Source organism: Streptomyces malaysiensis subsp. malaysiensis, from assembly GCF_040653035.1.
In the GTDB taxonomy this organism is placed as follows: Bacteria; Actinomycetota; Actinomycetes; order Streptomycetales; family Streptomycetaceae; genus Streptomyces; species Streptomyces malaysiensis.
Genome location: NZ_JBEZNG010000020.1, coordinates 136881 through 161904, shown reverse-complemented (window position 1 = coordinate 161904; position 25024 = coordinate 136881). Strand labels below are relative to the sequence as shown.

The window sequence follows — 25024 nt, the reverse complement described above, 5'->3', positions numbered from 1 at the left end:
CTCCTTCGGCGCGGCCGTCCGTCCGTCTTCCCCCCACCTGTGTGGAGGACCAGAGTGGACCACGGCTGAACGCGGCGGCAGGGCTGCGCGGCCCCTGCCCCAGGGCCATATGGCCCTAGCGCGGAGCCGGTGCGGGGCTATCCCGGCCGGGGCGGTCGAGGCGGCGTCAGCGGCCGAGCTGGGCGCCACCGTTGATGTGCAGCACCTGGCCGGTCACATACGCGGCCTCCGGGGAGGCCAGATAGCGGATGGCGGCCGCGATCTCGGCGGGTGTCCCGGGCTGTCCGGTGAGCGTCTCCCCGATCTGCTGGGCGATGAACTCGGGGGTGCCGCGCTCGCCGAAGAACTCGGTGTCCTCGACATAGCCGGGGGCCACCGCGTTGGCGGTGACGCCCTCCGGGCCGAGCCGCTTGGCCAGCTCGAAGGTGTAGGCGTGCAGCGCGGCCTTGGTGCCGCCGTACGATCCGGGGCCGCGCAGCGACGCGACCGAGGACAGATGGACGATCCGGCCGCCGGGCCGGGTGAGGTGGGGCAGCAGCGCCTCGGTGAGCAGTACGGCGGTCAGCACGTTGGCCGCGAAGTTCCGCTGGTACTGGTCGGCGACGCCCTCGAGGGTGCCGTCGTTGAAGGGCGCGACATTGCCGCCGGCGTTGGTCACGACGACGTCCACCGCGCCGTCCGCGGTGATGAACTCGGCGGCGCGCCGGGTCTGTTCGGGATCGCTGAGGTCCGCGCCGGTCCAGGTGACCAGGTCGGCGCCGTGGGCGGCGTTGAGCTTGTCCGCCGCGGCGCGCAGCACCTCGGTGCGGCGGCCGAGGATGACCACCCGCTCGCCCGCGGCGGCGAAGGTCTCCGCGGTCGCGAGTCCTATGCCCGTACCGCCGCCCGACACCACGATCCGTCGCCCCATCACGGGCCTCCTCAGTGCAGCTCATTGAATGGCAGTCACATCTATGAACCGCACGCTAGGGAGAAAGCGCATTCTCGTCAAGGCTCAGTACCCAACAGCCAACCTGTTGCCTTGCGTTCACTATTGACAGGTTCTGTTGGAGATGGCGCAATGGCGGCGCCCCACTTGTCCCAGCAGCAGCCGTCGAAGCTGCTCCAGCAAGGAGGACATGTGCGTTTTCGTTCATCTTTCGCCAGATCCGTGGTCGCGACCGTGGCCTTGGCGCTTGGCGCGCTCGGTCTGCTGACCGCCCCCGGTCCGGCCGCGGCCGACACCCCCTCCGACGACCCCTCGGTCATCCACGGCCTCCGCGGCGACTACTACCTCCAGTCCGCCCCGGGGGCCTTCGACTTCCACGAGCTGAAGGCCACCAGCCTCGACTCCGCCCTCGACTTCGACAATATGGAGCCGCGGCTACAGGCCACCACCGGACGGTCCGACGACGTCAGCGTCCGCTGGACCGGCCAGATCACCCCCGAGCGCTCCGGTGCGCACACCTTCTCGATCACCGGCGACAACGGCTTCCGGCTGTGGATCGACGGCAAACCGGTCATCGACCACTGGGTGGACGACTGGGACAAGGAGCAGACCTCCCAGCCCGTCGAGCTCACCGCGGGCAAGGCGTATGACATCAAGGTCGAGTACTTCGAGCACAACGGCGGCTCCAACCTCCATCTGTCCTGGACCCCGCCGGGCGCGGCCAAGGCGCCCGTGCCCGCGTCCGCCTTCCGGCTGCCCGCGGACTTCGACTACGACGGGCCGGTGGCCGGCGCCGTCCAGCCCGACGGCCGTACGCTGCTGCTGGACTTCGCCCGGCCCCTGACCGCTCCCCCGGCCGATCTGACCTCGCATCTGACCGCCGTCATCGGCGGTGCGCAGTGGCCGCTCGGGCGCGCCCGGCTGGATACGACCGACCCGTCCCGGCTGCTGCTCTCCCTGAAGGAGCCGGTGGTCGGAAAGGGCGGCGAGGCCATCGTGCGCTACGACGGCGAGGGCGGCCTCGAGGACACCGACGGCGCCATCGACCCGTATGTGTCCTTCGGCGGCAACAAGTCGACGTACCAGCTGAGCACTCCCTGGGCCAAGGATGTCGGTCCCGACAACGCCCACCCCGAGTACCCGCGCCCCCAGCTGACCCGCGATCAGTGGCGCAACCTCAATGGCAGCTGGGAGTTCGCCGCCGCGAAGGAGGGGCAGCAGCCCCCGGTCGGGCAGCGGCTGAAGGAGCGGATCCTGGTGCCGTACCCGGTGGAGTCCAAGCTCTCCGGCGTGGAGCGGCATGAGGACCGCATGTGGTATCGGCGGACCTTCACCGTCCCGGACGGCTGGAAGGTCGGCGAGGGCAAGCGGCTGCGGCTGAATTTCGACGCCGTCGACTGGCAGGCCGAGGTGTACGTCAACGGCACCCGGGTGGCCGACCACCGCGGCGGCTACGACCGGTTCAGCGCCGATGTCACCGACGCCCTGCGGCCGGGCCGCACCCAGGAGCTGATCGTCGGCGTCTACGACCCGACGGACGCCGCCGACGGCGAGAACCCGCCGATGGGCAAGCAGCGTCTCGACCCCAGCGGCATCTTCTACACCCCCTCCTCCGGGATCTGGCAGACCGTCTGGATGGAGCCGGTCGCCGCCGACCATGTGGACACCCTCAAGCTGACCCCGGACGTCCCGGGCGAGACCCTCACCACCGAGGTCCGCGGGGTGCGGGACGGCGTTCCGGTCACCGCGACCGCCTACGACGGGCGGCGCGTGGTCGGCACCGCCACCGGGCGCACCGGTGAGCCGCTGACCGTCCCGGTGCCCTCCCCGCATCTGTGGTCCCCCGACGATCCGCATCTGTACCAGCTGAAGGTCACGGTCGGGCGGGGTGCCTCGGCGGACCGGGTGGAGAGCTACTTCGGCATGCGGAGCATCGCCGTCAAGGAGGTGGACGGCAAGAAGCGCACTGTGCTCAACGGCAAGCCGATCTTCTCCATGGCCACCCTCGACCAGGGGTTCTGGCCCGATGGACTGCACACCGCGCCGACCGACGAGGCCCTCGCGTACGACCTGAAGATGCACAAGAACATGGGCTTCAACTCGGTGCGCAAGCACATCAAGGTCGAGCCCGACCGCTGGTACTACTGGGCCGACCGGCTGGGCCTGATGGTGTGGCAGGACATGCCCGCCATGAACACCGTCACCCCGTCCGAGAAGGCGCAGGCGCAGTACGAGCACGAGATGAAGCGGATGATCGACCAGCACATCAGCAGCCCGTCGATCGCCATCTGGGTGACCTTCAACGAGGGCTGGGGCCAGTACGGCGGCCCGAAGGTGCCGACGCTGGCCAAGGGCTGGGACCCCAGCCGGCTGATCAACGGCGCCAGCGGCTGGAACGACACCGGCAACGGCGACCTCGCCGACATCCACGCCTACCCGGGGCCGGGCGATCCGCGCCCCGACGCCTCACGGGCGGGGGTCACCGGTGAGTACGGCGGCCTCGGCCTGGCCATACCGGGGCATGCCTGGCCGGTGCAGCACACCTATGTCGGCGTCGACAAGGAGCAGTACACCGAGGAGTATCTGAAGCTGCTGGACAAGGTGCGCGGGCTGGTCGCGTGCAACGGCAGCAGCGGGGCCGTCTACACCCAGATCACGGATGTGGAGGGCGAGCTCAACGGGCTGCTCACCTATGACCGCAAGGAGATCAAGCCCGATGTGGAGCGGCTGCGCCAGGCCCATCAGGCGCTGATCCGCGACGCGGCCGACCCGGCGTCCATGGAGTGCACCGGGTAGCCGCACGGCTCGGCCATCGTGGTGACCCGTTCCGGGGCTGGGGCCCCGGGGCGGGTCATTCGGCCGCCAGCGCCTCGACGGCGGCGACCGTACGGTCCACCACCACGTCGTACAGCCTGCTCTGCGCCCGCGGCAGCCTCGACAGCAGCGGGGCCACCGCCTCCCGCTCCTCCTGGGGGTACAGGGCCAGCGCCTCGGTCAGGGCGTCCAGTTTGCGGGCGGAGACCGGGCCGCGGTGGGTTTCGTAGACCGCGTGGCCGATGACGGTGGAGCCGATGAGGGTCACGGCCAGCGCGAGATCCTCGTCGCTCAGCTTCAGGGGGCGCAGCATCCGGGTGAGGGTCACCAGGGAGGAGATCCGGGCGGGCTGCTGGGTGGCGGCCATATAGGGGAGCAGCTGGCGGTAGGGCAGCAGATATTCGCGGCTGCCGTGCATCCAGGCGCGCAGCCGCTCCTGCCAGGTCTCGCCCGGCGGGTCCCGGTGCTGGGCCTCGGCCAGGACGCGGTCGGCCACGGCCTGGAGGAGATCGTCGCGGTCGGGGAAGTAGCGGTAGAGCGCCATGGGGGCGGAGCCGACCGCCTCGGCGACCTTCTTGACGGTCAGCGCGGCCTCCGGCTCGCGGACCGCGAGCTCGGCGGCGCTGCGGACGATCTGCTCGCGCGACAGGCGGGGCGGGCGCCCGCGTCCCCTGCGGACGGTACCCTCCGCGGTCCCGGCCATCCGGTGTCCTTTCACTCGCCCCCGTCGTGCCGGTCCCCAAGGCTACGCATGTCCACTCGGGCGCCGCTCGTGGCCGTCCGCGGCGTCCTCCGGGCGTGAACCGCGGGAGATCTGCCACGACATGGCCCGACATGGGTGACGAACCAAGGGGCGACACTCCCGGCGGGCATATTTGACGTACCTGTTACACAAATTTATGCGACACTGCTGCGGCGCCCGAAGTGGCTCGACGCCCCTACGAAGGACCACGACGAAGGACCACCGTGACTTCCTTGCCTCCGACCCCCGATGCCCCCGAAGCGGCGATGACCGCCCACCCGCCGCGCTCCGGTCCGGTGGTCGCCGTTCTGGCGTTCGGCGGGATCGTCGTCTCGCTGATGCAGACCCTGGTGGTGCCGCTGATCCCGGATCTCCCGGCGCTGCTGGACACCTCGGCCTCGGACGCCTCCTGGGCGATCACCGCCACTCTGCTCGCCGGTGCGGTGGCCACCCCCGTACTGGGCCGGCTCGGCGATATGTACGGCAAGCGGCGGACGCTGCTGATCAGCCTGGCGATGCTGGTGATCGGGTCGGTGGTGTGCGCGCTCTCCGACACGCTCGCCCCCATGATCGTCGGCCGTGCGCTCCAGGGCTTCTCCGCGGGCGTGATCCCGTTGGGCATCAGCATCATGCGGGACGAACTGCCCGCCGAACGGCTCGGCTCGGCGATGGCGCTGATGAGCTCCTCGCTGGGCGTCGGCGGCGCCCTCGGGCTGCCCGGGGCCGCGGCCCTGGCCGAACACGCCGACTGGCATGTGCTGTTCTGGGTCTCGGCGAGCCTGGGCACGGTGGTGATCGCGCTGGTGCTGGCGCTGGTACCGGAGTCCCCGGTGCACGGCGGCGGGCGGTTCGACCTGGTGGGCGCCCTCGGACTGTCGGCCGGGCTGCTCTGTCTGCTGCTGGCCATCTCCAAGGGCGCCGACTGGGGCTGGGGCAGCGGTGTCACCACCGGGCTGTTCGCCGCCGCGGTGGTCGTGCTGTTCCTGTGGAGCCGGTGGGAGTTGCGGGTGAGCGGGCCGCTGGTGGATCTGCGCACCACCATGCGCCGTCAGGTGCTGCTCACCAATCTGGCCTCCATCGTCATCGGCTTCGCGATGTTCGGGATGTCGCTGGTGCTGCCGCAGTTGCTCCAGATGCCCTCGGCCACGGGGTACGGGCTGGGCCAGTCGATGATGACCGCCGGTCTGTGCCTGGGCCCGTCCGGTCTGGTGATGATGGCGATCTCCCCGGTGTCGGCGCGGATCACGGGCACCTGGGGCCCCAAGGTGTCGCTGATGCTCGGCGCGGGGGTGATCGCCGCCGGATACGGCATGGGCGTCTTCCTGATGGACGCCGTATGGCAGATCGTGGTCATCTCCTGTGTGATCGGCGCCGGGATCGGCCTCGCGTACTCCGCCATGCCCGCGCTGATCATGTCGGCGGTGCCGGTGTCCGAGACGGGCGCGGCCAACGGCCTCAACACCCTGATGCGGTCCATCGGCACCTCGACCGCCAGTGCGGTGGTGGGCGTCGTACTCGCCCATATGACCACCGCGTTCGGGCCCGTCGAGCTCCCGTCCCTGAACGGCTTCCGCACCGCCTTCGTGATCGGCGGCAGCGGTGCGCTGCTGGCGCTCGCGGTGGCCTCGCTGCTGCCGGGCCGCAGGCCGGACCGGCTCACCACCACACCGGAGCGGCCCGGCGCACCGCAGCCGGTGGGAGGCCGCTGACCGAGGGCCGACGGCCGAAATCGCTCCACAGCCGTCCGTATCCCCCCGCCCGCCTGCGCGGCGACGGGGGAGGTACGGGCGGCTTTGTCGTGACGGGGGCGCATACGGGCCATCATGTGGACCGCGGTTGACGGAACGGGCCCGTGCGGTGCTGAATGATGCGAGTGAGGACTGAGCTGCCCCTGGTCACCCGCGACCACATCGACTTCGGTCGGGTGTGGTCCGCCTCCTGTTACGGCTGACCCGGCAGCGGGCCGTCGTCCCACCGGCCGCTCTCTTCCGATTCCGGGCCCCACGCCCGTCACTCCCCGCGCCTGGCGCGCCCTCGCCTCCGGCGTCGCGCCGCACTCCGGCCCCGGGGCGCCTCCCCTCCTGTCCCGCGTGCCCGCGTTCCCGCTTTGTTCCCGCTTGCTTCCCGCTCCCCGAAAGGTCGCCCCATGCCCTTGGAGTTCCTCGGCATCGCCGCCACCGACGACGGCTCCCAGACCGGTCCGCGCTCCGGCGCGGCCGCCGCGGCCGAACCCCCGCCCGAGCTCACGGTGGTCCACGTGACCGTGGACGATCCGCGGGTCGAGCCGCTGCTGCGCGAGCTGGCGCATGAGTACTCCACCCGCTACGGAAGGTCGGCCGACCGTGAGCTGAACCGCTATCCGGCCGAGGAGTTCGCCCCGCCGAGCGGGGAGCTGCTTCTGCTGCTGGAGGCCGGTGAGCCGGTCGCCGGGGGCGCGTACCGGCGGTACGACGAGCGGACGGCGGAGCTCAAGCGGATCTGGACGCATTCGGGCCACCGCCGGCGCGGGCTGGCCCGCCGGGTGGTGGCGGAGCTGGAGCGGTCGGCCGCCGAGCGCGGCTACCGGCGGATCTACCTCACCACCGGGCCCCGTCAGCCGGAGGCGCGCGGGCTGTATCTGGCCACCGGCTACACCGCGCTGTTCGATATTTCGGCCGACCCGGAGACCATCGGCCCGCTCCCCTTCGAAAAGGGGCTCTAGGCCCGGCGGAGCCGCGTCCGCCAACGCCCGTCCATCCGTCCGCCCGGCCGATCCGGGCGGACGGAGACATTCCCCCGTTTACGGTTGACCGTTCTGTGTCAACTGTTGGTGGGCATCCGCGCATGCGGTTTTAGGATGCGGTAATTCTGCCGCGACCCGACCGTCCGAGGGCCTGCCATGACCAAAGTCCTGAACGTCGATGCACTGCCCGAGCCAACCGTGCTCAAACGCGCGAAGCGACGGCGTCCCGGACTTCTGGTGGCCAATGCGATCGTGCTGGTACTGGCCGCGATGGCGGTGACCACGATATTCACCAACCCACGTTTCGAGTGGGAAACGGTCGCGAAATACTTCTTTGAAATCCGGGTGCTGAAGGGTATCGGGGTCAGTATCGGAATGACCGCGGTGACCATGGCGCTTTCTCTGGTGTCCGGCACTTTGGTCGCTCTTATGCGAATGGGCGACTCCCGGCTCATGTCCACGGTCGCGGCGGCCTTCATCTGGGTTTTCCGCAGCATTCCCATGCTGGTGCAGCTGCTTTTCTGGTACAACCTCGCCGCCCTCTTTCCCACACTGTCCCTCGGCATCCCCTGGGGACCGCGCTTCATCACCTTCGACTCGAACAGCGTCATCGGTCCGCTGACCGCGGCGATCATCGGCCTGACCCTCCACGAGACCGCGTACATCGCGGAGTTGATCCGTTCGGGGCTGCTCGCCGTGCCCGATGGACAGCGACAGGCGGCATCCGCACTGGGGTTGACACCGGCTCAGATCTTCTTCCGCGTCACCCTCCCCCAGGCGCTGCGGGTGATCGTCCCGCCGATGGGAAATGAGCTGATATCTCTCCTCAAGGCCACCTCCCTGGTCAGCGTGATCACGTTGGCCGACCTGCTCTACTCGGTACAGCTGATTTACGCCAAAAATTTCCAGACCGTTCCCCTGTTGATCGTTGCCGCAATTTGGTACATGATCATCACCGGCGTCATTACTCTTCTTCAGCAGCGCCTGGAGCGACGTCTGGGACGACACACCATGCTTTCGGCCGACAAGGCCGGGAAAGTGAAGAGGATCGAGCACTCGGTATGACCGTGCCAACGGAAAAGGAATCGCAGGCCGTCGTCTCCCTGCGCGGGATCCGCAAGTCGTTCCGCGGAACCGAGGTGCTGCACGGCATCTCCCTGGATATCCATCGAGGTGAGACGGTCTGCCTGATCGGCCCCTCCGGATCCGGGAAGAGCACGCTGCTGCGCTGCGTCAACCATCTCGAGGTGCCGGACCAGGGCGTGGTGGTGGTCGACGGCAGCGTGATCGGCTATCAGCTGCGCGGGCGCACCCTGCATGAGCTGGGCCCCCGGGAGCTGGCCGCCCAGCGCTCGGCGATGGGCATGGTGTTCCAGAGCTTCAATCTGTTCCCGCACCTCACCGCCCGCGAGAACATCGTGGAGGCCCCGCGCCGGGTGCTCGGGCTCTCCAGGGCCGAGGCCGACGCACGGGCGGTGGAGCTGATGACCCGGGTGGGGCTCGCCCACAAGCTGGACAGCTATCCGGACAAGCTCTCCGGCGGCCAGCAGCAGCGGGTGGCCATCGCCCGCGCCCTGGCGATGCGCCCCAAGGTGATGCTCTTCGACGAGCCGACCTCCGCCCTCGACCCCGAGATGGTGCAGGAGGTGCTCAGCGTCATCAAGGACCTGGCCCGTGAGGGCATGACGCTGGTCGTCGTCACCCATGAGATGCGCTTCGCCGCCGATGTCGCCGACCGGATCGTCTTCATGGACGACGGCCGGATCGTCGAGGAAGGCGCCCCGGAGCTGCTGCTGCGCGCTCCCTCACACGACCGTACCCGTACGTTCCTGTCGAAGGTCAGCCCATGAGCACCGAACTGCCCCTGCCCGCCAAGACCGTCCGGCGGCTGAAGCTGTGGGACTCCTACCGCTCGTACCAGTACCTGGAGGCCGGACGGGACTTCCGGGCCTTCGGGCTGGCGCCCGCGCTCGGCCGGGTCCCCGGGGCCGCGCTGGAGTGGAGCGAGGCCGTCGAGGTCCGCGCGCGGGACTTCGAGGAGCGCCATCAGGTGATCTCCGCCCATGACCATCTCTCGCTGCGCCCCGCGGATCCGGGCGACTTCGCCGCGTACCGCCACCAGGGCCGGGAGTCGATCCCCTACGAGGGCATCGCGCACTCGGGGGTGGACCTGTTCTTCGACGGCGGCCCGGCCGCGGTGAGCATGATCCGCTCCCATGCCCCCTGGGACTGGGACGACGCGGTCAGCGATCTGGCGATGCGCCAGGCCGACCTCGCCCACCAACGGCTGGTGGCACCGGTCCATACGCTCGAGGACGCCGACCGGGCGCGCGCCGCCCACCAGGTGGGAGTGGTGCTGACCCTGGAGTCGGCCTCCCCCATCGGCAATGACATCGACCGGCTCGATCTGCTCTACGGCCTGGGCGTGCGGCTGCTCGGCGTGGTCTACAGCGAGAGCAATCAGCTGGGTTCGGGGCTCGCCGACGCCGGTGACACCGGGCTGACCCTGCTCGGCCGCCGGGCGCTGCGCCGGATGAACGACCTCGGGATCATCGTCGATGTCTCGCACAGCGGGGACGCGACGGCCCTGGACGCCGTGCGCCGCTCCACCGCCCCCGTGGTGATCACCCATGCCGGGTCCCGGGCGCTGTGGCCGACCCCGCGGATGAAGCCGGACGATGTGATCCGGGCCTGCGCCGGGTCCGGCGGGTTCATCGGGGTCGAGGCGGCGCCGCATACGACCGTCACCGCGCGGCACCCCCGGCACGGCCTGGACTCGGTGATGGAGCACATCGAGCGCTGTATCGACCTGGTCGGCATCGACCATGTGGCCTTCGGCCCGGACACCAACTTCGGCGATCACACGGCCTGGCACCGGACGTTCGCCCCGCTCTTCGGCAAGGACGACGCGCTGGACGGCATGGCCCCCGAACTGCCGCCGCACGAGGAGGTCGAGTACGTACGGGGCTGTGAGAATCCCGCGGAGGCCGTCGGCAATATGATCCGGTGGCTGTTCGACCGCGGCTACTCCGAAGCGGACGTGGCCAAGCTGGCCGGGGGCAACGTACGGCGCGTCGCCGAGACCGTCTGGGGCCGCTGACCGGCCCCGTTCTTCCGCATCCGCCACCCCCACCTCCCGGAATGGAGCTACCATGCGCAACCGTCCCCCTGTCGCCGCATGCGCACTGCTGGCCTGTCTGACGCTCACGCTGTCCGCCTGCTCGGTGGACGACACCCCCGCGGCCGACAAGGACAGCAAGAGCCATCCGGGGGTCACCCTCGCCCCCGAGCCCAAGGACAGCGCGCTGGCCGCCGAGGTCCCCCCGGCCTATGCGAAGAAGACGCTGATCATGGGCGTCAGCGAGTACGCGCCGTATGTCACCTTCGAGTCCGACGGAAAGATCACCGGGCTGGTCCCGGAACTGTCCGCACAGCTCTCCTCGCTGCTGGACATAAAGATCAAGGTGGAGCGGACCAACTTCGACGCGGTCATCCCGGGGCTGAAGTCCGGCCGGATCGACCTCAGCGCCCCCTCCGGCGACTTCATCGAGCGTCAGAAGGAGGTCGACTTCGCCGACTTCGCGCAGAGCAGTGTGACGCTGCTGGTACTCAAGGACGGCTCCTTCCACCCCAAGAACGGCCTGGAGGTCTGCGGACACAAGGTCGGCGTGGAGAAGGGCGCCGGAACGCAGAACGTGCTCGCGGCGCAGAACAAGCGGTGTGCGGCGAAGGGCAAGCCGTCGGTGGACGCCAAGCTCTACACCGATCTGCCCGGCGCCTCGCTGGCACTCCAGAGCAAGCGGGTGGAGGCGGTGGCCGCGCCCAGCGCCTCCAACACCTCGGTGAGCCAGAACTCGCACGACCGCTTCGAGACCCTCGAACTCGAGGACATGCTGGACCTGCCCGCCGCGACGGCCGTCTACGGCATCCAGGCCAAGAAGGGCTCCGGGCTCGCCCCCGTGATCGTCAAGGGGCTGCGGAAGCTGTACGAGTCGGGCACCTACGCCAAGCTCTTCGGCCAGTGGGGGCTGCCGCTGTCCACCGTCACCCGGAGCCAGATCGCCCTCAACGGCTCCAAGCAATCCCAGACCCAGTGAGATCTTCCATGGCACGAACCAGTCGGACGGAAACGAGCGGGGACAGGGAGCGGACGGCCTGGGAGGAGCCCGCCCGGCTGCTGGAGCAGCGGGTGTGGCGGCGCACCCTGCGCGTCCCGATGCGGGACGGGACCGTCCTGGCCGCCGATCTGTTCACCCATCAGGAGCGGCACGGACCCCGTCCGGTCATCCTGGAGCGGACCCCCTACGGCCGCCGCCGGATGCGCGACTCCGACCGCAGCCGCCATGACGAGCCGGTGCCGACGCCGGAGGAGACCTCGGCGTTCTTCGTCCGCGCGGGGTACCACGTGGTGCGGCAGGACTGCCGGGGCCGCGGGGATTCCGAGGGCACCTTCGTGAAGTACCTGGGCGAGGGGCCGGACGGCGCGGACACCATCGACTGGATCGCCGCCCAGCCCTGGTGCGACGGCCGGGTGGCCATGATGGGGGTGTCCTACTCGGCACACGCCCAGACGGCGGCCGCGGCCGAGTCCCCCGCCGGGCTGTCCGCGATGTTCATGGACTCCGGCGGCTTCGCCAGCGCCTATGAGGCCGGGATGCGGATGGGGGGCGCCTTCGAACTCAAGCAGGTCACCTGGGCCTTCCGGCACGGTGAGGAGAGCCCGGAGGCGGAGCGGGACCCGCTGGTGCGCAAGGCGTTCGCGGGGACGGATCTGCGCGACTGGTTCACCGTGCTGCCGTGGCGGACCGGCGTCTCACCGCTGCGCCAGGTGGACAGTTACGAGCGCTATCTGCTCGACCAGTGGCGGCATGACGCCTTCGGGGCGTACTGGCGGCAGCCGGCCATCTACGGGCGCGGCCACTACGACCGCTTCCCGGATGTGCCCACCCTGCACATGTCGAGCTGGTACGACCCGTATGTGCGCTCCACCATCGAGAACTTCACCGCCATGGGCCGGCTCAAGCGCTCCCCGGCGTATCTGGTGATGGGGCCGTGGAAACACGGGCTGCGCTGTGTCACCTTCGCCGGGGATGTGGACTTCGGGCCCGCCGCGACCTTCAGCGGCAATGTGGACACCTCGTATCTGTCGTTCCGGCAGCGCTGGTTCGACGCGGTGCTGGGGGACGGTGATCCGGAGTCGATCCCACGGGTCCAGTACTTCCTGATGGGCGGCGGGGACGGCCGCCGGGACGCGGCCGGGCGGATGCGGCACGGCGGCCGCTGGCGCACCGACGCCCAGTGGCCCCCGGCCGGGACCCGGGAGACCGCGTTCTACTGCCACACCTCGGGCGGGCTCGGCCCGGAGCGGCCGGTGGCCGAACGGGCGTGGGTGGAGTACGACTTCGACCCGAACGACCCGGTGCCGACGCTGGGCGGCCAGGTCACCTCCGGTGAGCCGGTGATGGTGGGCGGCGCCTTCGACCAGGTGCCGGACGAGCGGTTCTACGGTGCCCGCCCGCCGTATCTGCCGCTGAACTCCCGGCCCGATGTGATCTCGCTCGCCACTCCCCCGCTGGAGGAGCCGCTGGTGGTGGCCGGGCCGGTCACGGCGCGGCTGTTCATCTCCTCCTCGGCGCCGGACACCGACTTCACGGTGAAGCTGGTGGATGTGTATCCACCGAACGAGGACTATCCGCACGGCTTCGCGATGAACCTCACCGAGGGCATCTTCCGCTGCCGCTTCCACAAGTCGTTCGAGCGCCCGGAGCCGCTGGAGCCGGGCGAGGTCTACGAGATAGAGATCCCGGCGCCGGACACGGCCAACCGCTTCGGGGCCGGGCACCGGCTGCGGGTGGACATCTCCTCCAGCGACTTCCCCCGGTTCGACGTCAACTCCAATACCGGGGTGCCGGAGGCGGCAAGCCGCCGCAAGGTGGTCGCGACCAACCGCGTCCATATGGACGCGGACCATCCTTCGGCGGTGCTGCTGTGGACCCGGCCGGGCTGACGGGCCGTCGGCTCATGGCCGTCAGCGCATGATGGTCGCCAGCACATCCTGCCCCAGCCGGAGCAGGGTGCTGGTGGCCAGCCGGTGGTAGACGTACTTGCCCTCGCGCTCGGACTCGATGAGCCCGGCCTCCCTGAGCTGGCGCAGGGTGCGGGAGACCTGGGTGTCGGCGAGCCCCAGCCGCTGGGCCAGTTCGGAGGTGGTGATGGGCTCGCCCAGCAGATGGCGGCACAGCTCCATCCGGCCCAGAGAGGCCAGGGCGGACATCCGGGCCCGCAGCTCGGCCTGGGTGAGCTGATCGGCCGTCCGGTCCTCCTGGGCGGCGAACTGGAGCACCACGGGGTGGGTTTTCTCGTCCTTGACGATCAGATGCGGCCAGACATGGACGGAGGGGATCAGGAAGAGCGGGCGCGGGCCGATCTCGATCTCGGCGACGGCCAGCTTGTCGTAGCGCACCCGCGAGCCGCCCCGGGAGACCACCGCGGTGGAGCTGAGCCCGGCCAGCACCTCGGCCAGACCGCGCCGCCTTATGTCGGTGCGGACCCGGGCGGCGGACGACTCCAGCCGGTCGCGGACCGTACGCCACTCGGTGGCGAAGAACGTCTCGGCGCAGGAGTCCAGGAAGCACAGCAGCCGGCCGCGCAGCGCCTCGGGCGAGGCCACCAGGTCATGGGCCAGCTCCCCGCGCCGGAAGGACCGCCGCTCGCACTGGGCCACATAGCGCTCGGCGGACTCGGGGTCGGTGAGCAGACTGCGGGCCGGGGGCACGGCCTCGCGGAAGCCGAGCGTCCCTTGGGAGCACAGGCCCACGAACTCTTCGAGCGGCAGCCTCTCCAGATGGCGCAGCTCGTCCTCGAAGGGCTGGTCGAGCGGGAGTCCCAGCGGGAACAGCAGCCGGCAGCGGAGCCGGGCCCACAGCGGGGACAGGGCGCTCATCTCATGGGCTAGGGAGGGGGAGATCGCCGTCCCCAGCCGGTGTGTCCAGCGCTGGGCCTCGGGGTGGTGGTCGGGCTCGGCCATGATGTGCAGCACCGACATGAGCTCGGCCAGCGGTGAGCGGCCGACATGCACGTCGGCCGGTTGTGCGCGCTGGAGGTTGAGCGTGATCCCCACACCCGCACAGTACTCGGCGGGTACCGGGAGCGGCCGGGGTGTCTCGTGTATCAGAACCGGACGCCCTGGTCAGCGGCTGGGCAAAGGCTGATCGCGGTGTGCCGGAGGCCGGTCGGGGACCGGTCAGAGGTCCCGGTCGCGGGGCAGCAGGGGGCCCAGCGGGCCCAGATCCAGGTTGAGGTCGTCCTCGGTCAGCCCGAAGTGCTCCCGCAGCTCGGCCATGTTCCGTTCCAGGGCCATCAGCGTCAGCCCGAGCTTCTCCATCTGCTCATCGCTGATGCCGCCCTGTTCGACGCGGCGCAGCGCCTGCCGTTCCATGAGCTGCCGCAGCAGTTCGACGATGGTGAGCACCAGACCGGCCAGGCTCTTGCGGACCGACTCCTCGTCCACCTCGATCCGCCGGCCGGGCCGGGGAGCGCGGTCAGCCGTCATCGCGGTCGCCCTCCCATCCCTCGTCGTTCTCCACCCGTACGGAGGCGATCAGGGCGCGCAGCGAGATCCGCACCAGGTCGATGTCGGCGATGCTCAGGGTGATCTCCCCCGCGATCACCACACCTCCGGCGAGCACCCGGTCGAGCAGGTCGACCAGGGCCACCTCCCGCCGTTCGATCGCACGGGTCACGACGGCTTCTCCTCCGGCTGGGCGTCTCCCGCGGGCTTCGGCGGAGCGGTGAAGGAGTACGGCGGCCAGGGGCCGCTGACCTCCAGGGTGACGGCGGGGTAACGCTCCCCCAGGGCGCTCACCAGGGCGGTGAAGTCCTCGGTGAGGTCGTCGGGCACCAGATAGGAGTTGTTCAGCACCATCCACCCCTCGTACGCGGCCAGCGCGCTGTCCTGCGGTGGGTGCGCGGCCGTCGCCACCGCCAGCGCGGCGAGGGAGGAGTGGATCTCCTCCGCCCGCTCGGTCGCGCGCAGATGCGCGGTCTCCTGGTCCTGCCGCTGGGCCCGCCGCCGCATCAGATAGGCGGTTCCGGGGCTCCCCTCGTCCTCGGACTCATCGGGGTCGGGCAGGAACGACCGGGGGTCGACATACGCCTTGACGCCCCACTCGGTGCGGCCCGCCACCCGCCGCAAGGTGTCCATGAAGTCCTCGCGCCGCTCCCGGAGCATGGCGCGGACCCGGTCGTCGTCGTGGTAGAGCGTGGCGAAGCGCAGCGGGATGACCTGGCCGTGGCGGGCCGCGCCGTTGATCACCCGGTGGTGGGCGCGGGCCGTGCGCTCCAGCCACTCCAGGTCCTCCAGATGGCCGCGCAGCGCGTCCTCGTCGAAGTCCGCCAGCGGTACCGAGCCCACGACGGCGGCCAGCCCCGCGCCCTCCACCAGGCGCACCGGCTCGTCCGCCACACCGGTGAGCCCCTGTGGCGGGGTGCCGTCCTCCGGGGCGGCGGTCACCGCGTACAGCCAGGTGGCGAGGGTATCGGTCACCGTCCGTCCTCCCGCTCCGCGCCGTGGTCTTCCTCCCGCCGCGCGCCGCTGCCGTCCTCCAGCTCGCCGACGCGGCGGCGCAGCCGCTCGTTCTCCTCCAGGGCGTCCCGGGCGCCGGAGGAGAGCGTGGGGTCGTGCTCCCACCAGTCGATGCCCATCTCCTTGGCCCGGTCCACGGAGGCGACCAGCAGCCGGATCTTGATCGTCAGCAGTTCGATGTCCAGCAGATTGATCTGGATGTCACCGGCGATGACGATGCCCTTGTCGAGCACCCGCTCCAGAATGTCGGCCAGGCTGGAGGGCTCGGCGCCACGGCGGGCCGGTTCGCGTGCGGCGCCGGTGCGCCGGACCGGCGCGTTCCAGTCGGAGCTCTGGTTCATGTCCGGTCCTCCGCCCTGCCCCGGTAGTAGCGCTCGGTGCGGCGGTACGAGACGAGCTCACCGCGGCCGTCGAGTTCGACGCGGTACTCGGCGAGGATGTCGGTGGAGTCCGGGATCCGGTGGGTCTCGACGATCTCGATGCCGATGGACCAGCCGTCCTCCCGGCGCTCCAGCGAGGTGACGCCCTCCGGGGTCCGTCCGGTCAGCCCCGCCACATGGCGCGCGGCGCTGCGGGCGGCGTCGCGGGCGTCGAGGGCGGGACGCCGCCGGGGCCGCTCATGCCGGTCCCGTACCTCATGGGACTCATGGGACTCATGCGGCTCATGGGTCCGGGCACGCGGCCGTTCTTCGCGGTGGCCTTCCTCGCGGGGCCGTTCGCGGGGCACGGCTCATACCTCCATGCCCCCGCCGGGCGGCCCCTGGGACATCAGCCTGCGGACCAGCTCGTCCTCCTCGCGGGCCGCCTCCTCCTCGGTGAGCTCTCCGCTCTCCCGGGCCTCGGCGACCTCTTGCAGCCGCTCCTTGATCACCTCAGGGTCGTACAGCTGCCGATGGGCCTCGTCGTGGAGCCGCTCGGCGACCCAGACGACACCCCGCACCGGGGCCAGCGGCAGCGTGGCCAGGCCGGTGAACAGTCCCATGGCTACTCGTCGCCTTCCTTTCCTTCGAGCAGTGCGTCGGCCACGAAGTCGTACGGCGCCAGGGGCCCGAGCAGCCGCATCCGGACCCGGCCGTGCCAGTGCTCGGCGAGTTGCTCGGCGGCCTCCTCGAACGCCTGCCGCTTCGCGTCATCCACCAGGAACGAGGCGTTGACCAGCCCTTCGGAGGACGCCGGCTCCTCGGAGACCGAGGCCAGCGCGTACGGCGCCAGCCGCCGGTCGAGCTCCAGTGCGTCCACGCTCCGCTTGGCGGCGATGCTGTCCATGACGAGCCGGCCGAGCTCGATCCGCTGTTCGTAGCCCGCCTCCTCCGGCAGCCCCCGCAGCTCCTCGCGGAGCCGTCTGGCCTCCGGCTGTTCGGTGACCACCTCGTGCAGCACCGCGTCCTGTTCATAGCGGGCCCGCACGGTGAGCTGCGCCCGGCCGCGGAGCCGGTCGAGGCCGCGGGCGAAGTCGTCATGCCCCTCGGTCAGCAGCTCGTCGGTCACCGCCGCGATGTCGGGCATCACGGTGCCGAAGCGGAACGGCAGCACCGGTGAGCCCTGCGCGGCCAGATGGTCCAGCACCCTGGCATGGGTGCGCAGATCCTCCGGGGTGCCCAGCGGCTTGTCGACCGGCACCTCGCTGACCACCGCGGCCTGGCCGCCGTGGCGGACCAGGGTCACCGGGGCCTCCGGGTCGCCGACGGCGGGCAGGTCCTTGACCGACTCATCGGCCCGGTCGCCCATGACGACCCCGTAGACATAGCAGGCACGTCCCTCGGCCATCACCGCTCGCGCTCCCTGTGGCTGGAGGAACCCCTCGTGCGCCGGGGCCGCTCCCGCTCCTCGGCCTCGGGTTCCCGGTCCTCGTCCTCATCGCCCTGGAACAGATCCGAGACCGACTCCTTGACGCCTTCCAGGGCGCCCTTGGTCTTGCTCTTGCCGCCGCCCTCCCGGATCTCGTCCATGAGGCCGGGCAGGCCATGGGTCTCGGTGCCGCTGCGGGCGAGGTCGAGTCGGTTGGTCGCCTCCGCGAACCGCAGATACGTGTCCACGCTGGCGACGACGATACGGGCGTCGATGGTCAGGAGCTCGATGCCCACCAGGGACACCCGCACATACACATCGATGACCAGGCCCTTGTCCAGGATGAGGTCGACCACGTCGACCAGGGCGCTGGAACTCGCCCGGTCCAGATACTGGCTCTGCTGCTGGCGTGCTACGGTCACCGCGCTCACCCGTTCCGGGGGCAGGGTCCGTCAGCGGCGCGCACCGCGCCGTACGGGCTCCTCGTCCTCGAACTCCTCCTCGTCTTCGTCCCGGGGCTCCTCGTCCTCGAACTCCTCGGGCTCTTCGGGCTCCTCGTTCTCGTACTCCTCGCGGCCCTCGTCGTACTCCTCGCCCTCCTCGGGCTCTTCCTCCTCGGGCCCGCGGCCCTCCCGTTCGTCGTCCTCCACGATCTCGCCGTCGTGCACCACACCGCGCCAGCCCACGACCTCGTCGGGGTTGAGCAGCACCTCGCGCATCAGATGGCGGCGGAAGTGCTTCATCTCCAGGCGCACCCGGCGGCCCTGGGCGCGCCAGAGGTTGCCGGTGCGCTCCATGAAGCCCTGCGGCCAGTACTCCAGGACGAACAGGATCCGGGTGAGATCGGGGGCCAGCTCATGGAAGGTGATCGTGCCGTCCACATGGCCCTTGTCGGCCCGTGACGTCCAGATGATGCGCTTGTCGGGCACCTGCTCGACCACCTCGGCCTGCCACTTGCGGTGCGACCAGAGGACCTGGGCCTTCCACTCCGATTCCGTGCCGGGCTCGTCCTCGCCGTCGTCCTCGCCCTCGTTCCGGACGTCCTCGACCTTCTTCATGTACGAGGGGAAGTTCTCCCACTCCGTCCAGAGGTTGTAGGTGAGGGAGAGCGGCGCGCCCACGTCCATCTGTTCCACGATGTTGGTGACCTTGAGCTTCTTGCCGCCCTTGCCGCCGCCGTCGCCACCACCGCCCAGGCCCGGGACGAGGCTTTTGGCCGTATCCATGACCTTGCCCTTGACCTGCTCCTTCACCGTGCCCTTGACCTGCTCCTTGGCCGTGTCGACGACCTTGTCCCTGACCTGCTCCAGCCCGCCCTTCAGCGGCTTCAGCGGGGCCTCGAGACCGCCGGCCCCGGGGTTCTTGCCCAGATGGGTGACGGATGCCAGGGCTCTTTCGCCCAGCGCCGCCAGCAGGCTCTGCGCCTCCTTCAGCAGGCGCTCGGTGGGCAGTTCCTGGGCGAGCCCGCCGCGCCCGCCCTTGGGGGTTTCCTCAGCCATGGCCCTCACCTCTGGCTTCGCCGCGCGGGCCCTTCGGAGCCGGTCCGCTTCCTGGTCCGCGCGGGGTGGTCGGCCGGTTTGCGCTGCTTGCCGGTGCGCTCGCGCGGGGCGCCCTCGCGGGTCCGGGCGGCGCTCCCCCGCGCGCGCTCCTCGTGCTCTTCCGGCTCCTCCGGCTCCTCCGGCTCTTCCGGTTCCTCGTGGTCCCCGGCCTCCTGCTCCCGGCCTCCCACACCGCCGGTGCGCAGCGTCTCGGCGCGGTGCTCCAGCCGGTCGCTCAGGGCGTCCATGCGGTTACTGGCCGCCGACAGGGCCGCCTCCCGGCCCGCGGAGACCAGCCGGTTGCCGATGTCCTGGCCGAGCCTGCCGAGCTCGGAGGACTTCAGCTGCTGGGCGCCAGGTGGGCTGAATCCGGAGGTGAGGCGCTTTCCCGCCGCGAGACCGGCGAGGCCGAGGACCAACGCTCCCCTATGGCCGCGCCCGAAGAGATAGCCACTGACGAAAGCCAGTGCCACCCGGGAGTTCTTCATGATCGCTCCTCCTCCCGGAGCTGAACGAGACAGCCGTTCGGGTGCACATAACCAAGTATGGTGCATACCGCCCCATTCAGTGATTTTTTGATCACAGGGGCCTTGGCGGCCATAGGAGGTTGGACCTCGGCCGAGGGTCCGTCAGGCCGCGAGCACCGGGTGCAGCACCACCTTGGTGTAGCCCTCCACCCGTTTGTCGAACTTCTCGTACGCCTGCGGGGCCTGATCCAGCGGGAGCTCATGGGAGACCACGAAGCTGGGCCTGGCACGCCCGGCGATGATCAGGTCGCGCAGCTGGCGGTTGTAGCTCTTGACATTGCACTGGCCGGTGCCCATGCGCTGGCCCTTCTCGAACATCCGGCCGATGGAGACCAGCAGCTGACCGTGTTTGGCATGCTCATCGGGGGCGCCGGGATCGGAGGGCACGTACAGCCCCGGTACGCCGAGCCGTCCGGTCGGCCGCACCGTGTCGACCAGCGAGTTGAGCACCGACGCGGGCTCCTCACGGCCGGCTTCGTGCGCCTGGGCCTGGTAGCCCACCGCGTCGATGCCCTTGTCGGTGCCCTCGCCGCCGGTACGGTCCAGGATCTGCCGCACCGGGTCGGCCTTGGAGAAGTCGATGGGGATGGCGCCGATCTCCTCGGCCTTCGCCAGCCGCTCGGGTACCCGGTCGACCACGAACGCCGTGGCGGCGCCGCGCAGCAGCGCGGAGTAGGCGGACATCAGCCCCACCGGGCCGGCGCCGAAGACGGCCACGCTCTCGCCCGGGGAGACCTGGGCCAGCTCACAGCCGTGATAGCCGGTCGGGAAGATGTCGGCGAGCAGGATGAAGTCGCTTTCGAGCTCCTCGCCCTGCGGCAGCTTCAGGCAGTTGAAGTCGGCGAAGGGCACCCGCAGCCGCTCGGCCTGGCCGCCCCGGTACGGGCCCATCGCCACATAGCCGTAGGCGCCGCCCGCGAAACCGGGGTTGACGGTCAGACAGAAGCCGGTGTCGCCCGCGAGGCAGTTCTTGCAGAATCCGCAGGCCACGTTGAACGGCATGACCACGCGGTCGCCCTTGGCCAGCGAGACCACACCGGGGCCGGTCTCCTCGACCACTCCGAGGTTCTCGTGCCCGAAGACGATGCCGGGTTCGGCCGCCGTACGACCCTCGTACATATGCAGATCGGAGCCGCAGATCGCGCTGGATGTGATGCGCACGATCACATCGTTGGGATGCTCGATCCGAGGGTCGTCGACGTCCCTCACGGCCACCGAATAGGGCTTTTCATAGACGACGGCTTTCACCTGGATCACCTCCGCGTCGATTACTGACGAGCGGCGGTGGTGGCGGACACAGCGCGTCCCAGGGGGTCTCGGCCACCACCGGGTACTTCCAGCGAACCGCCGTCGGACGCCCGGCGCAACCGGGTGCGGCGCGGTCACACCGCTCCGCACCCGCCGTGCGCGGCTGATGACCGACGATCGCTGACGCACGGCCCCGGGCCCGCCGTGCCTACTCGACCGTGATCCAGTCCAGGGTGCGCTGGACGGCCTTCTTCCAGCCGGCGTACCCCTTCTCCCTGGCCTTCTCGTCCCACTGGGGCTCCCACCGCCTGGACTCGCTCCAGTGCGAGCGCAGCTCATCGGTGTCCCGCCAGAATCCCGTGGCCAGCCCCGCCGCGTAGGCGGCGCCGAGCGCCGTGGTCTCGGCGATCACGGGGCGGCTGACCGGTACGCCCAGCACATCGGCCTGGATCTGCATGCACAGATCGTTGTCGGTGACCCCGCCGTCCACCCGCAGCACATCCAGGTGGATGTCGGCGTCCCGTTCCATGGCCTCGACCACGTCCCGGCTCTGGTAGCAGATGGCCTCCAGGGTGGCCCGGGCCAGATGGCCGTTGGTGTTGAAGCGGGTGAGGCCGACGATCGCGCCCCGGGCGTCGGAGCGCCAGTACGGGGCGAAGAGCCCGGAGAACGCGGGCACGAAGTACACCCCGCCGTTGTCCTCCACGGTGAGGGCGAGCCGCTCGCTCTCGGCGGCGGCGTCAATCATCCTCATCTGGTCGCGCAGCCACTGGACGGCCGAGCCGGTGACGGCGATCGAGCCCTCCAGGGCGTAGACGGGAGGGCTGTCGCCGAACTGGTACGCCACGGTCGTGAGCAGCCCGCTGGGCGAGCGGATCAGCTCCTGTCCGGTGTTGAGCAGCAGGAAGTTGCCGGTGCCGTAGGTGTTCTTGGCCTCACCGGGGGCGAAGCAGACCTGGCCGACGGTGGCCGCCTGCTGGTCGCCGAGGACACCGGTGATGGGGATGGCGCTGCGCAACGGGCGGGAGGTGCGGGCCTTGCCGTACGCCTCGCGGTGGGAGGAGGGGTTGATCGTCGGCAGCATCGCCCGTGGGATGCCGAAGATCTCCAGCAGTTCGTCGTCCCAGTCCAGCGTCTCCAGGTCCATCAGCATGGTGCGGCTGGCGTTGGTGACATCGGTGGCGTGGATCCCGGCGCCGGGGCCGCCGGTGAGGTTCCACAGCACCCAGGCGTCGGTGTTGCCGAACAGGGCGTGGCCGCGCTCGGCCGCCTCCCGGACGCCGTCGACGTTGTCCAGAATCCACTTGATCTTGCCGCCGGAGAAGTAGGTGGCGGGCGGCAGCCCCGCCTTGCGGCGGATGACCTCGCCGTGGCCGTCCCGTTCGAGGGCGGCCGCGATGGTGTCGGTGCGGGTGTCCTGCCAGACGATGGCGTTGTAGTACGGGCGGCCGTCGCGCGGATCCCAGATGACCGTGGTCTCGCGCTGATTGGTGATGCCGATCGCGGCCAGGTCGCCTGGGGAGAGCCCGCCCGCGCGGAGGGCGTTCTGCATCACGGAGTTGGTGCGCTCGTAGATCTCCACCGGGTCGTGCTCGACCCATCCCGCGCGCGGCAGGATCTGGTGGTGCTCCAGCTGGTACCGCGCCACCTCGTCCCCGTCATGGTTGAAGATCATGAAACGGGTGCTGGTGGTTCCCTGGTCCACCGCACCGACGAATTCCGGCATGCTGCCTCCTCTCGTGCGTGGGTCCGGCCCGGATCAGCTCTCGGGAGCGGGGACGCGTCCCACTTCGGGCGGCCCGGCCACCGGAAGGAAGCGGCTGACGAGGACCTGGTACAGGGCGGCGCCGACGAGGCCGCCGACCAGCGGGCCGACGATGGGCACCCAGAAGTAGAAGCTCCCGTACTGGTCGTGCCAGGCGCTGTGGTAGCCGGTGATGAAGCTGGCCAGCCGGGGCCCGAAGTCGCGGGCCGGGTTGATGGCGTATCCGGCGTTGGCGCCCCACGCCATGCCGATGGCCACCACGATCAGGCCGATGACGAAGGGTGCCAGGTTGGCCCTCGGGGACTGGTTCAGCAGATCGGTGACGGCGAAGATGAGCAGCATCAGGATGGCGGTGCCGATGATCTGGTCGCGCAGCGCGCCCCATTCGCTGACCGGGAGCACACCGTTGCCGGGGAGGGTGGAGAAGACGTACTGGGTCTTGAAGGTGTGCCCGGGGTCGGCGTGCCCCAGCGCCTCGGTGTAGTTCCAGCGCACCAGCAGCGCCCCGATGAACGCGCCGAGCGTCTGGGCCACCATGTACGGCAGCACCTTGGGCCACGGAAAGTCCCTGAAAGCGGCCAGGGAGAGGGTGACCGCCGGGTTGATATGCGCCCCGCTGAGCCGCCCCGCCACGTAGACGCCGAAGGTGACGCCCAGCCCCCAGGCCCAGGAGATGGAGTCGTGGGCCCCGAGGCCACCGGGGGGTTTGGTGAGGGCGCCGCCCGCCACGACCTGGGCCACCACGCCGCAGCCGAAGAGGATGAGGACCATGGTGCCGGCGAACTCGGCGGAGAGTTCGCCGAGCAGCCCGCCCCGGTTACCGGTGTCGTTCCCGTTCCCCTTCGCGTGTCCGGTGGTGCTCTCCTCCGTCATGGCCGCCCCTCTCCAGCGGTTCGCGAGCGGCGATGCCGACCGCTTTGCGCACCATCGTGGGCGCAACCCAGGTGGGGCGGCCCGTCCTGCTGGGCCGTCCGGGGCATGGACGGCGAATCCGGGTCTGTACGGATGAGGGTGTGGACCTGTACCAAGGGCATGACAACATCACCCATCGCCCACCATCGGAAAATCGCCCACCACCGGAAACAGGACGACACGGATGCCGACCACCCAAGCCCCGACGAACTGGGCCGGGAACATCACCTTCTCCGCCGCCCGGCTGCACCACCCGGACACCGTCGACGAGCTGCGGCGGACCGTGCTCTCCGCGGACCGGGTGCGGGTCCTGGGCACGGGCCACTCCTTCAACCGCATCGCCGACACCGAGGGCGATCTGGTCAACCTCGACCGGCTGCCGCACCGCGTCGAGATCGACGCCGGGAAGCGCACGGCGACCGTCGCGGCGGGCATGCGCTACGCCCATGTGGCCCAGGCCCTGCACACGGAGGGTTACGCGCTGGCCAATCTCGCCTCGCTGCCGCACATCACGGTCGCGGGGGCCTGCGCCACCGCCACCCATGGCTCGGGGAGCGCCCAGCGCTGTCTGGCCGCCGCGGTCGCGGGGCTGGAGATCGTCGGCCCCGGGGGCGAGGTGACCCGGATCGACCGGGACCAGGACCGGGACCGGCTGAACGGGGCCGTGGTCGGGCTCGGCGGACTGGGCGTCGTCACCGCCATGACGCTGGACATCGAGCCCACCTTCGACGTGGCCCAGTGGCTGTGGACCGGGCTTCCGCTGGACCGGCTGGACGACAGCTTCGAGGAGATCTTCGGCGCCGCCTACAGCGTCAGCGTCTTCACCGACTGGCGCTCCGGCGAGGGCGTGGTGTGGCTGAAGTGCCGCACCGATCTGCCCGATCCCCCGGAGCCCGGACAGCCGTGGCTGGGCGCCCGCCCGGCCGACCGCCACCACCACCCGGTGCCCGCGATGCCGCCGCTGCACTGCACCGAGCAGCTGGGCGCGCCGGGGCCGTGGCATGAGCGGCTGCCGCACTTCCGCCCGGACTTCACCCCCAGCAACGGCGATGAGCTCCAGTCGGAACTGCTGCTGCCGCGCGAGGCCGCCTCGGCGGCGTTCGCGGCGCTGCGCGGCCTCGGCGACCGGATCGCGCCGGTGGTGCAGGTGTCCGAGGTCCGTACGGTCGCGGCGGACGAGCTGTGGCTGAGCCCCGCGTACGGCCGGGACAGCGTGGCCTTCCACTTCACCTGGGTCCCCGACCACGACGCGGTGATCGAGGTGGTGGCCGCGATGGAGGAGGCGCTGCTGCCGCTGGGGGCACGGCCGCACTGGGGCAAGCTGACGACGGCCGCGCCGGAGCGGATCCTCTCCTCGTACGACCGGGCGGCCGACTTCGCGCGGCTGCTGGCCGAGCACGACCCGGCGGGGAAGTTCCGCAACGCCTATCTGGAGAACTACTTCCCCACCGGGTGA

General features: G+C 70.4%; 25 protein-coding genes. 9 read left to right on the top strand and 16 right to left on the bottom strand.

Features of this window, described 5'->3' with window-relative positions:
* Window positions 1–166: 166 nt before the first annotated feature.
* Window positions 167–910 carry an SDR family NAD(P)-dependent oxidoreductase gene (locus AB0E24_RS32420; protein ID WP_359382352.1) on the bottom strand — a complete coding sequence of 248 codons (744 nt, stop codon included), beginning with the start codon at window positions 908–910 and terminating at the stop codon, window positions 167–169.
* A gap of 150 nt (window positions 911–1060) precedes the next feature.
* Between AB0E24_RS32420 and AB0E24_RS32415 the strand changes: the two genes are divergently transcribed.
* Window positions 1061–3724, top strand: a complete 2664-nt coding sequence (locus AB0E24_RS32415; protein WP_435865348.1) for a PA14 domain-containing protein — start codon at window positions 1061–1063, stop codon at window positions 3722–3724.
* Window positions 3725–3779: 55 nt separating this feature from the next.
* On the opposite strand, the gene AB0E24_RS32410 is transcribed toward AB0E24_RS32415, so the two are convergent.
* The gene (locus tag AB0E24_RS32410; RefSeq protein ID WP_079259889.1) at window positions 3780–4445 is read right to left on the bottom strand and encodes a TetR/AcrR family transcriptional regulator; all 666 of its coding nucleotides are present in this window, start codon (window positions 4443–4445) and stop codon (window positions 3780–3782) included.
* A 263-nt stretch (window positions 4446–4708) separates the two neighbouring features.
* Between AB0E24_RS32410 and AB0E24_RS32405 the strand changes: the two genes are divergently transcribed.
* The 7 genes from AB0E24_RS32405 to AB0E24_RS32375 all read left to right on the top strand — a co-directional run bounded on the left by AB0E24_RS32405 (window position 4709) and on the right by AB0E24_RS32375 (window position 13213).
* Entirely contained in the window at window positions 4709–6193 is a 1485-nt protein-coding gene (locus AB0E24_RS32405) for an MFS transporter (RefSeq protein WP_371350589.1), read from the top strand.
* A gap of 437 nt (window positions 6194–6630) precedes the next feature.
* Entirely contained in the window at window positions 6631–7185 is a 555-nt protein-coding gene (locus tag AB0E24_RS32400; RefSeq protein ID WP_232564866.1) for a GNAT family N-acetyltransferase, read from the top strand.
* 177 nt (window positions 7186–7362) lie between these two features.
* Window positions 7363–8271, top strand: coding sequence for an amino acid ABC transporter permease (locus tag AB0E24_RS32395; RefSeq protein ID WP_100805425.1), 909 nt, complete (start codon window positions 7363–7365; stop codon window positions 8269–8271).
* A complete protein-coding gene (locus AB0E24_RS32390; protein WP_069860341.1) occupies window positions 8268–9056 on the top strand; it encodes an amino acid ABC transporter ATP-binding protein in 789 nt (262 codons plus the stop codon). Before AB0E24_RS32395 ends, AB0E24_RS32390 begins: the two co-directional genes overlap by 4 nt.
* Window positions 9053–10306 (top strand): dipeptidase, encoded by a 1254-nt coding sequence (locus AB0E24_RS32385; protein WP_359382343.1) that lies wholly within the window; start codon window positions 9053–9055, stop codon window positions 10304–10306. The genes AB0E24_RS32390 and AB0E24_RS32385 overlap by 4 nt, the downstream gene beginning before the upstream one ends.
* Before the next feature lie 52 nt (window positions 10307–10358).
* Window positions 10359–11303 carry a transporter substrate-binding domain-containing protein gene (locus AB0E24_RS32380; protein WP_251771018.1) on the top strand — a complete coding sequence of 315 codons (945 nt, stop codon included), beginning with the start codon at window positions 10359–10361 and terminating at the stop codon, window positions 11301–11303.
* 8 nt (window positions 11304–11311) lie between these two features.
* Window positions 11312–13213: a CocE/NonD family hydrolase gene (locus AB0E24_RS32375; RefSeq protein WP_359382339.1), complete on the top strand. Its 1902-nt coding sequence runs from the start codon at window positions 11312–11314 to the stop codon at window positions 13211–13213.
* 21 nt (window positions 13214–13234) lie between these two features.
* Here AB0E24_RS32375 and AB0E24_RS32370 read toward each other — a convergent pair whose 3' ends face one another.
* From AB0E24_RS32370 to AB0E24_RS32305, 14 genes are all read right to left on the bottom strand, one after another.
* Window positions 13235–14326, bottom strand: coding sequence for a DUF5937 family protein (locus AB0E24_RS32370; RefSeq protein ID WP_359382337.1), 1092 nt, complete (start codon window positions 14324–14326; stop codon window positions 13235–13237).
* A gap of 123 nt (window positions 14327–14449) precedes the next feature.
* Window positions 14450–14758: a gas vesicle protein K gene (locus tag AB0E24_RS32365; protein WP_069860337.1), complete on the bottom strand. Its 309-nt coding sequence runs from the start codon at window positions 14756–14758 to the stop codon at window positions 14450–14452.
* Window positions 14748–14948 (bottom strand): gas vesicle protein, encoded by a 201-nt coding sequence (locus AB0E24_RS32360; RefSeq protein WP_069860336.1) that lies wholly within the window; start codon window positions 14946–14948, stop codon window positions 14748–14750. Before AB0E24_RS32360 ends, AB0E24_RS32365 begins: the two co-directional genes overlap by 11 nt.
* A complete protein-coding gene (locus AB0E24_RS32355) occupies window positions 14945–15751 on the bottom strand; it encodes a GvpL/GvpF family gas vesicle protein (protein WP_069860335.1) in 807 nt (268 codons plus the stop codon). Before AB0E24_RS32355 ends, AB0E24_RS32360 begins: the two co-directional genes overlap by 4 nt.
* Window positions 15748–16131: a gas vesicle protein gene (locus AB0E24_RS32350; RefSeq protein ID WP_069860334.1), complete on the bottom strand. Its 384-nt coding sequence runs from the start codon at window positions 16129–16131 to the stop codon at window positions 15748–15750. Before AB0E24_RS32350 ends, AB0E24_RS32355 begins: the two co-directional genes overlap by 4 nt.
* Entirely contained in the window at window positions 16128–16517 is a 390-nt protein-coding gene (gene gvpO / locus AB0E24_RS32345; RefSeq protein ID WP_099015777.1) for a gas vesicle protein GvpO, read from the bottom strand. Before gvpO ends, AB0E24_RS32350 begins: the two co-directional genes overlap by 4 nt.
* A 3-nt stretch (window positions 16518–16520) precedes the next feature.
* On the bottom strand, window positions 16521–16772 hold the full coding sequence (locus AB0E24_RS32340) for a gas vesicle protein GvpG (RefSeq protein WP_069860332.1): 252 nt from the start codon (window positions 16770–16772) through the stop codon (window positions 16521–16523).
* Between the two features lie 2 nt (window positions 16773–16774).
* Entirely contained in the window at window positions 16775–17557 is a 783-nt protein-coding gene (locus AB0E24_RS32335) for a GvpL/GvpF family gas vesicle protein (RefSeq protein WP_079259884.1), read from the bottom strand.
* The gene (gvpJ, locus tag AB0E24_RS32330) at window positions 17557–18000 is read right to left on the bottom strand and encodes a gas vesicle protein GvpJ (RefSeq protein ID WP_079152792.1); all 444 of its coding nucleotides are present in this window, start codon (window positions 17998–18000) and stop codon (window positions 17557–17559) included. Before gvpJ ends, AB0E24_RS32335 begins: the two co-directional genes overlap by 1 nt.
* Before the next feature lie 30 nt (window positions 18001–18030).
* The gene (locus AB0E24_RS32325) at window positions 18031–19077 is read right to left on the bottom strand and encodes an SRPBCC family protein (RefSeq protein ID WP_359382328.1); all 1047 of its coding nucleotides are present in this window, start codon (window positions 19075–19077) and stop codon (window positions 18031–18033) included.
* Window positions 19078–19082: 5 nt separating this feature from the next.
* Complete coding sequence (locus AB0E24_RS32320) at window positions 19083–19604, bottom strand: hypothetical protein (RefSeq protein ID WP_359382326.1); 522 nt, start codon at window positions 19602–19604, stop codon at window positions 19083–19085.
* A 141-nt stretch (window positions 19605–19745) separates the two neighbouring features.
* Window positions 19746–20891, bottom strand: coding sequence for a glutathione-independent formaldehyde dehydrogenase (locus AB0E24_RS32315; RefSeq protein ID WP_079260793.1), 1146 nt, complete (start codon window positions 20889–20891; stop codon window positions 19746–19748).
* 208 nt (window positions 20892–21099) lie between these two features.
* Complete coding sequence (gene glpK, locus AB0E24_RS32310) at window positions 21100–22617, bottom strand: glycerol kinase GlpK (protein WP_100805433.1); 1518 nt, start codon at window positions 22615–22617, stop codon at window positions 21100–21102.
* Between the two features lie 33 nt (window positions 22618–22650).
* Window positions 22651–23529, bottom strand: a complete 879-nt coding sequence (locus tag AB0E24_RS32305; protein ID WP_359382323.1) for an MIP/aquaporin family protein — start codon at window positions 23527–23529, stop codon at window positions 22651–22653.
* A 223-nt stretch (window positions 23530–23752) separates the two neighbouring features.
* On the opposite strand from AB0E24_RS32305, the gene AB0E24_RS32300 reads away from it, so the two are divergent.
* A complete protein-coding gene (locus AB0E24_RS32300) occupies window positions 23753–25024 on the top strand; it encodes an FAD-binding protein (RefSeq protein WP_359382320.1) in 1272 nt (423 codons plus the stop codon).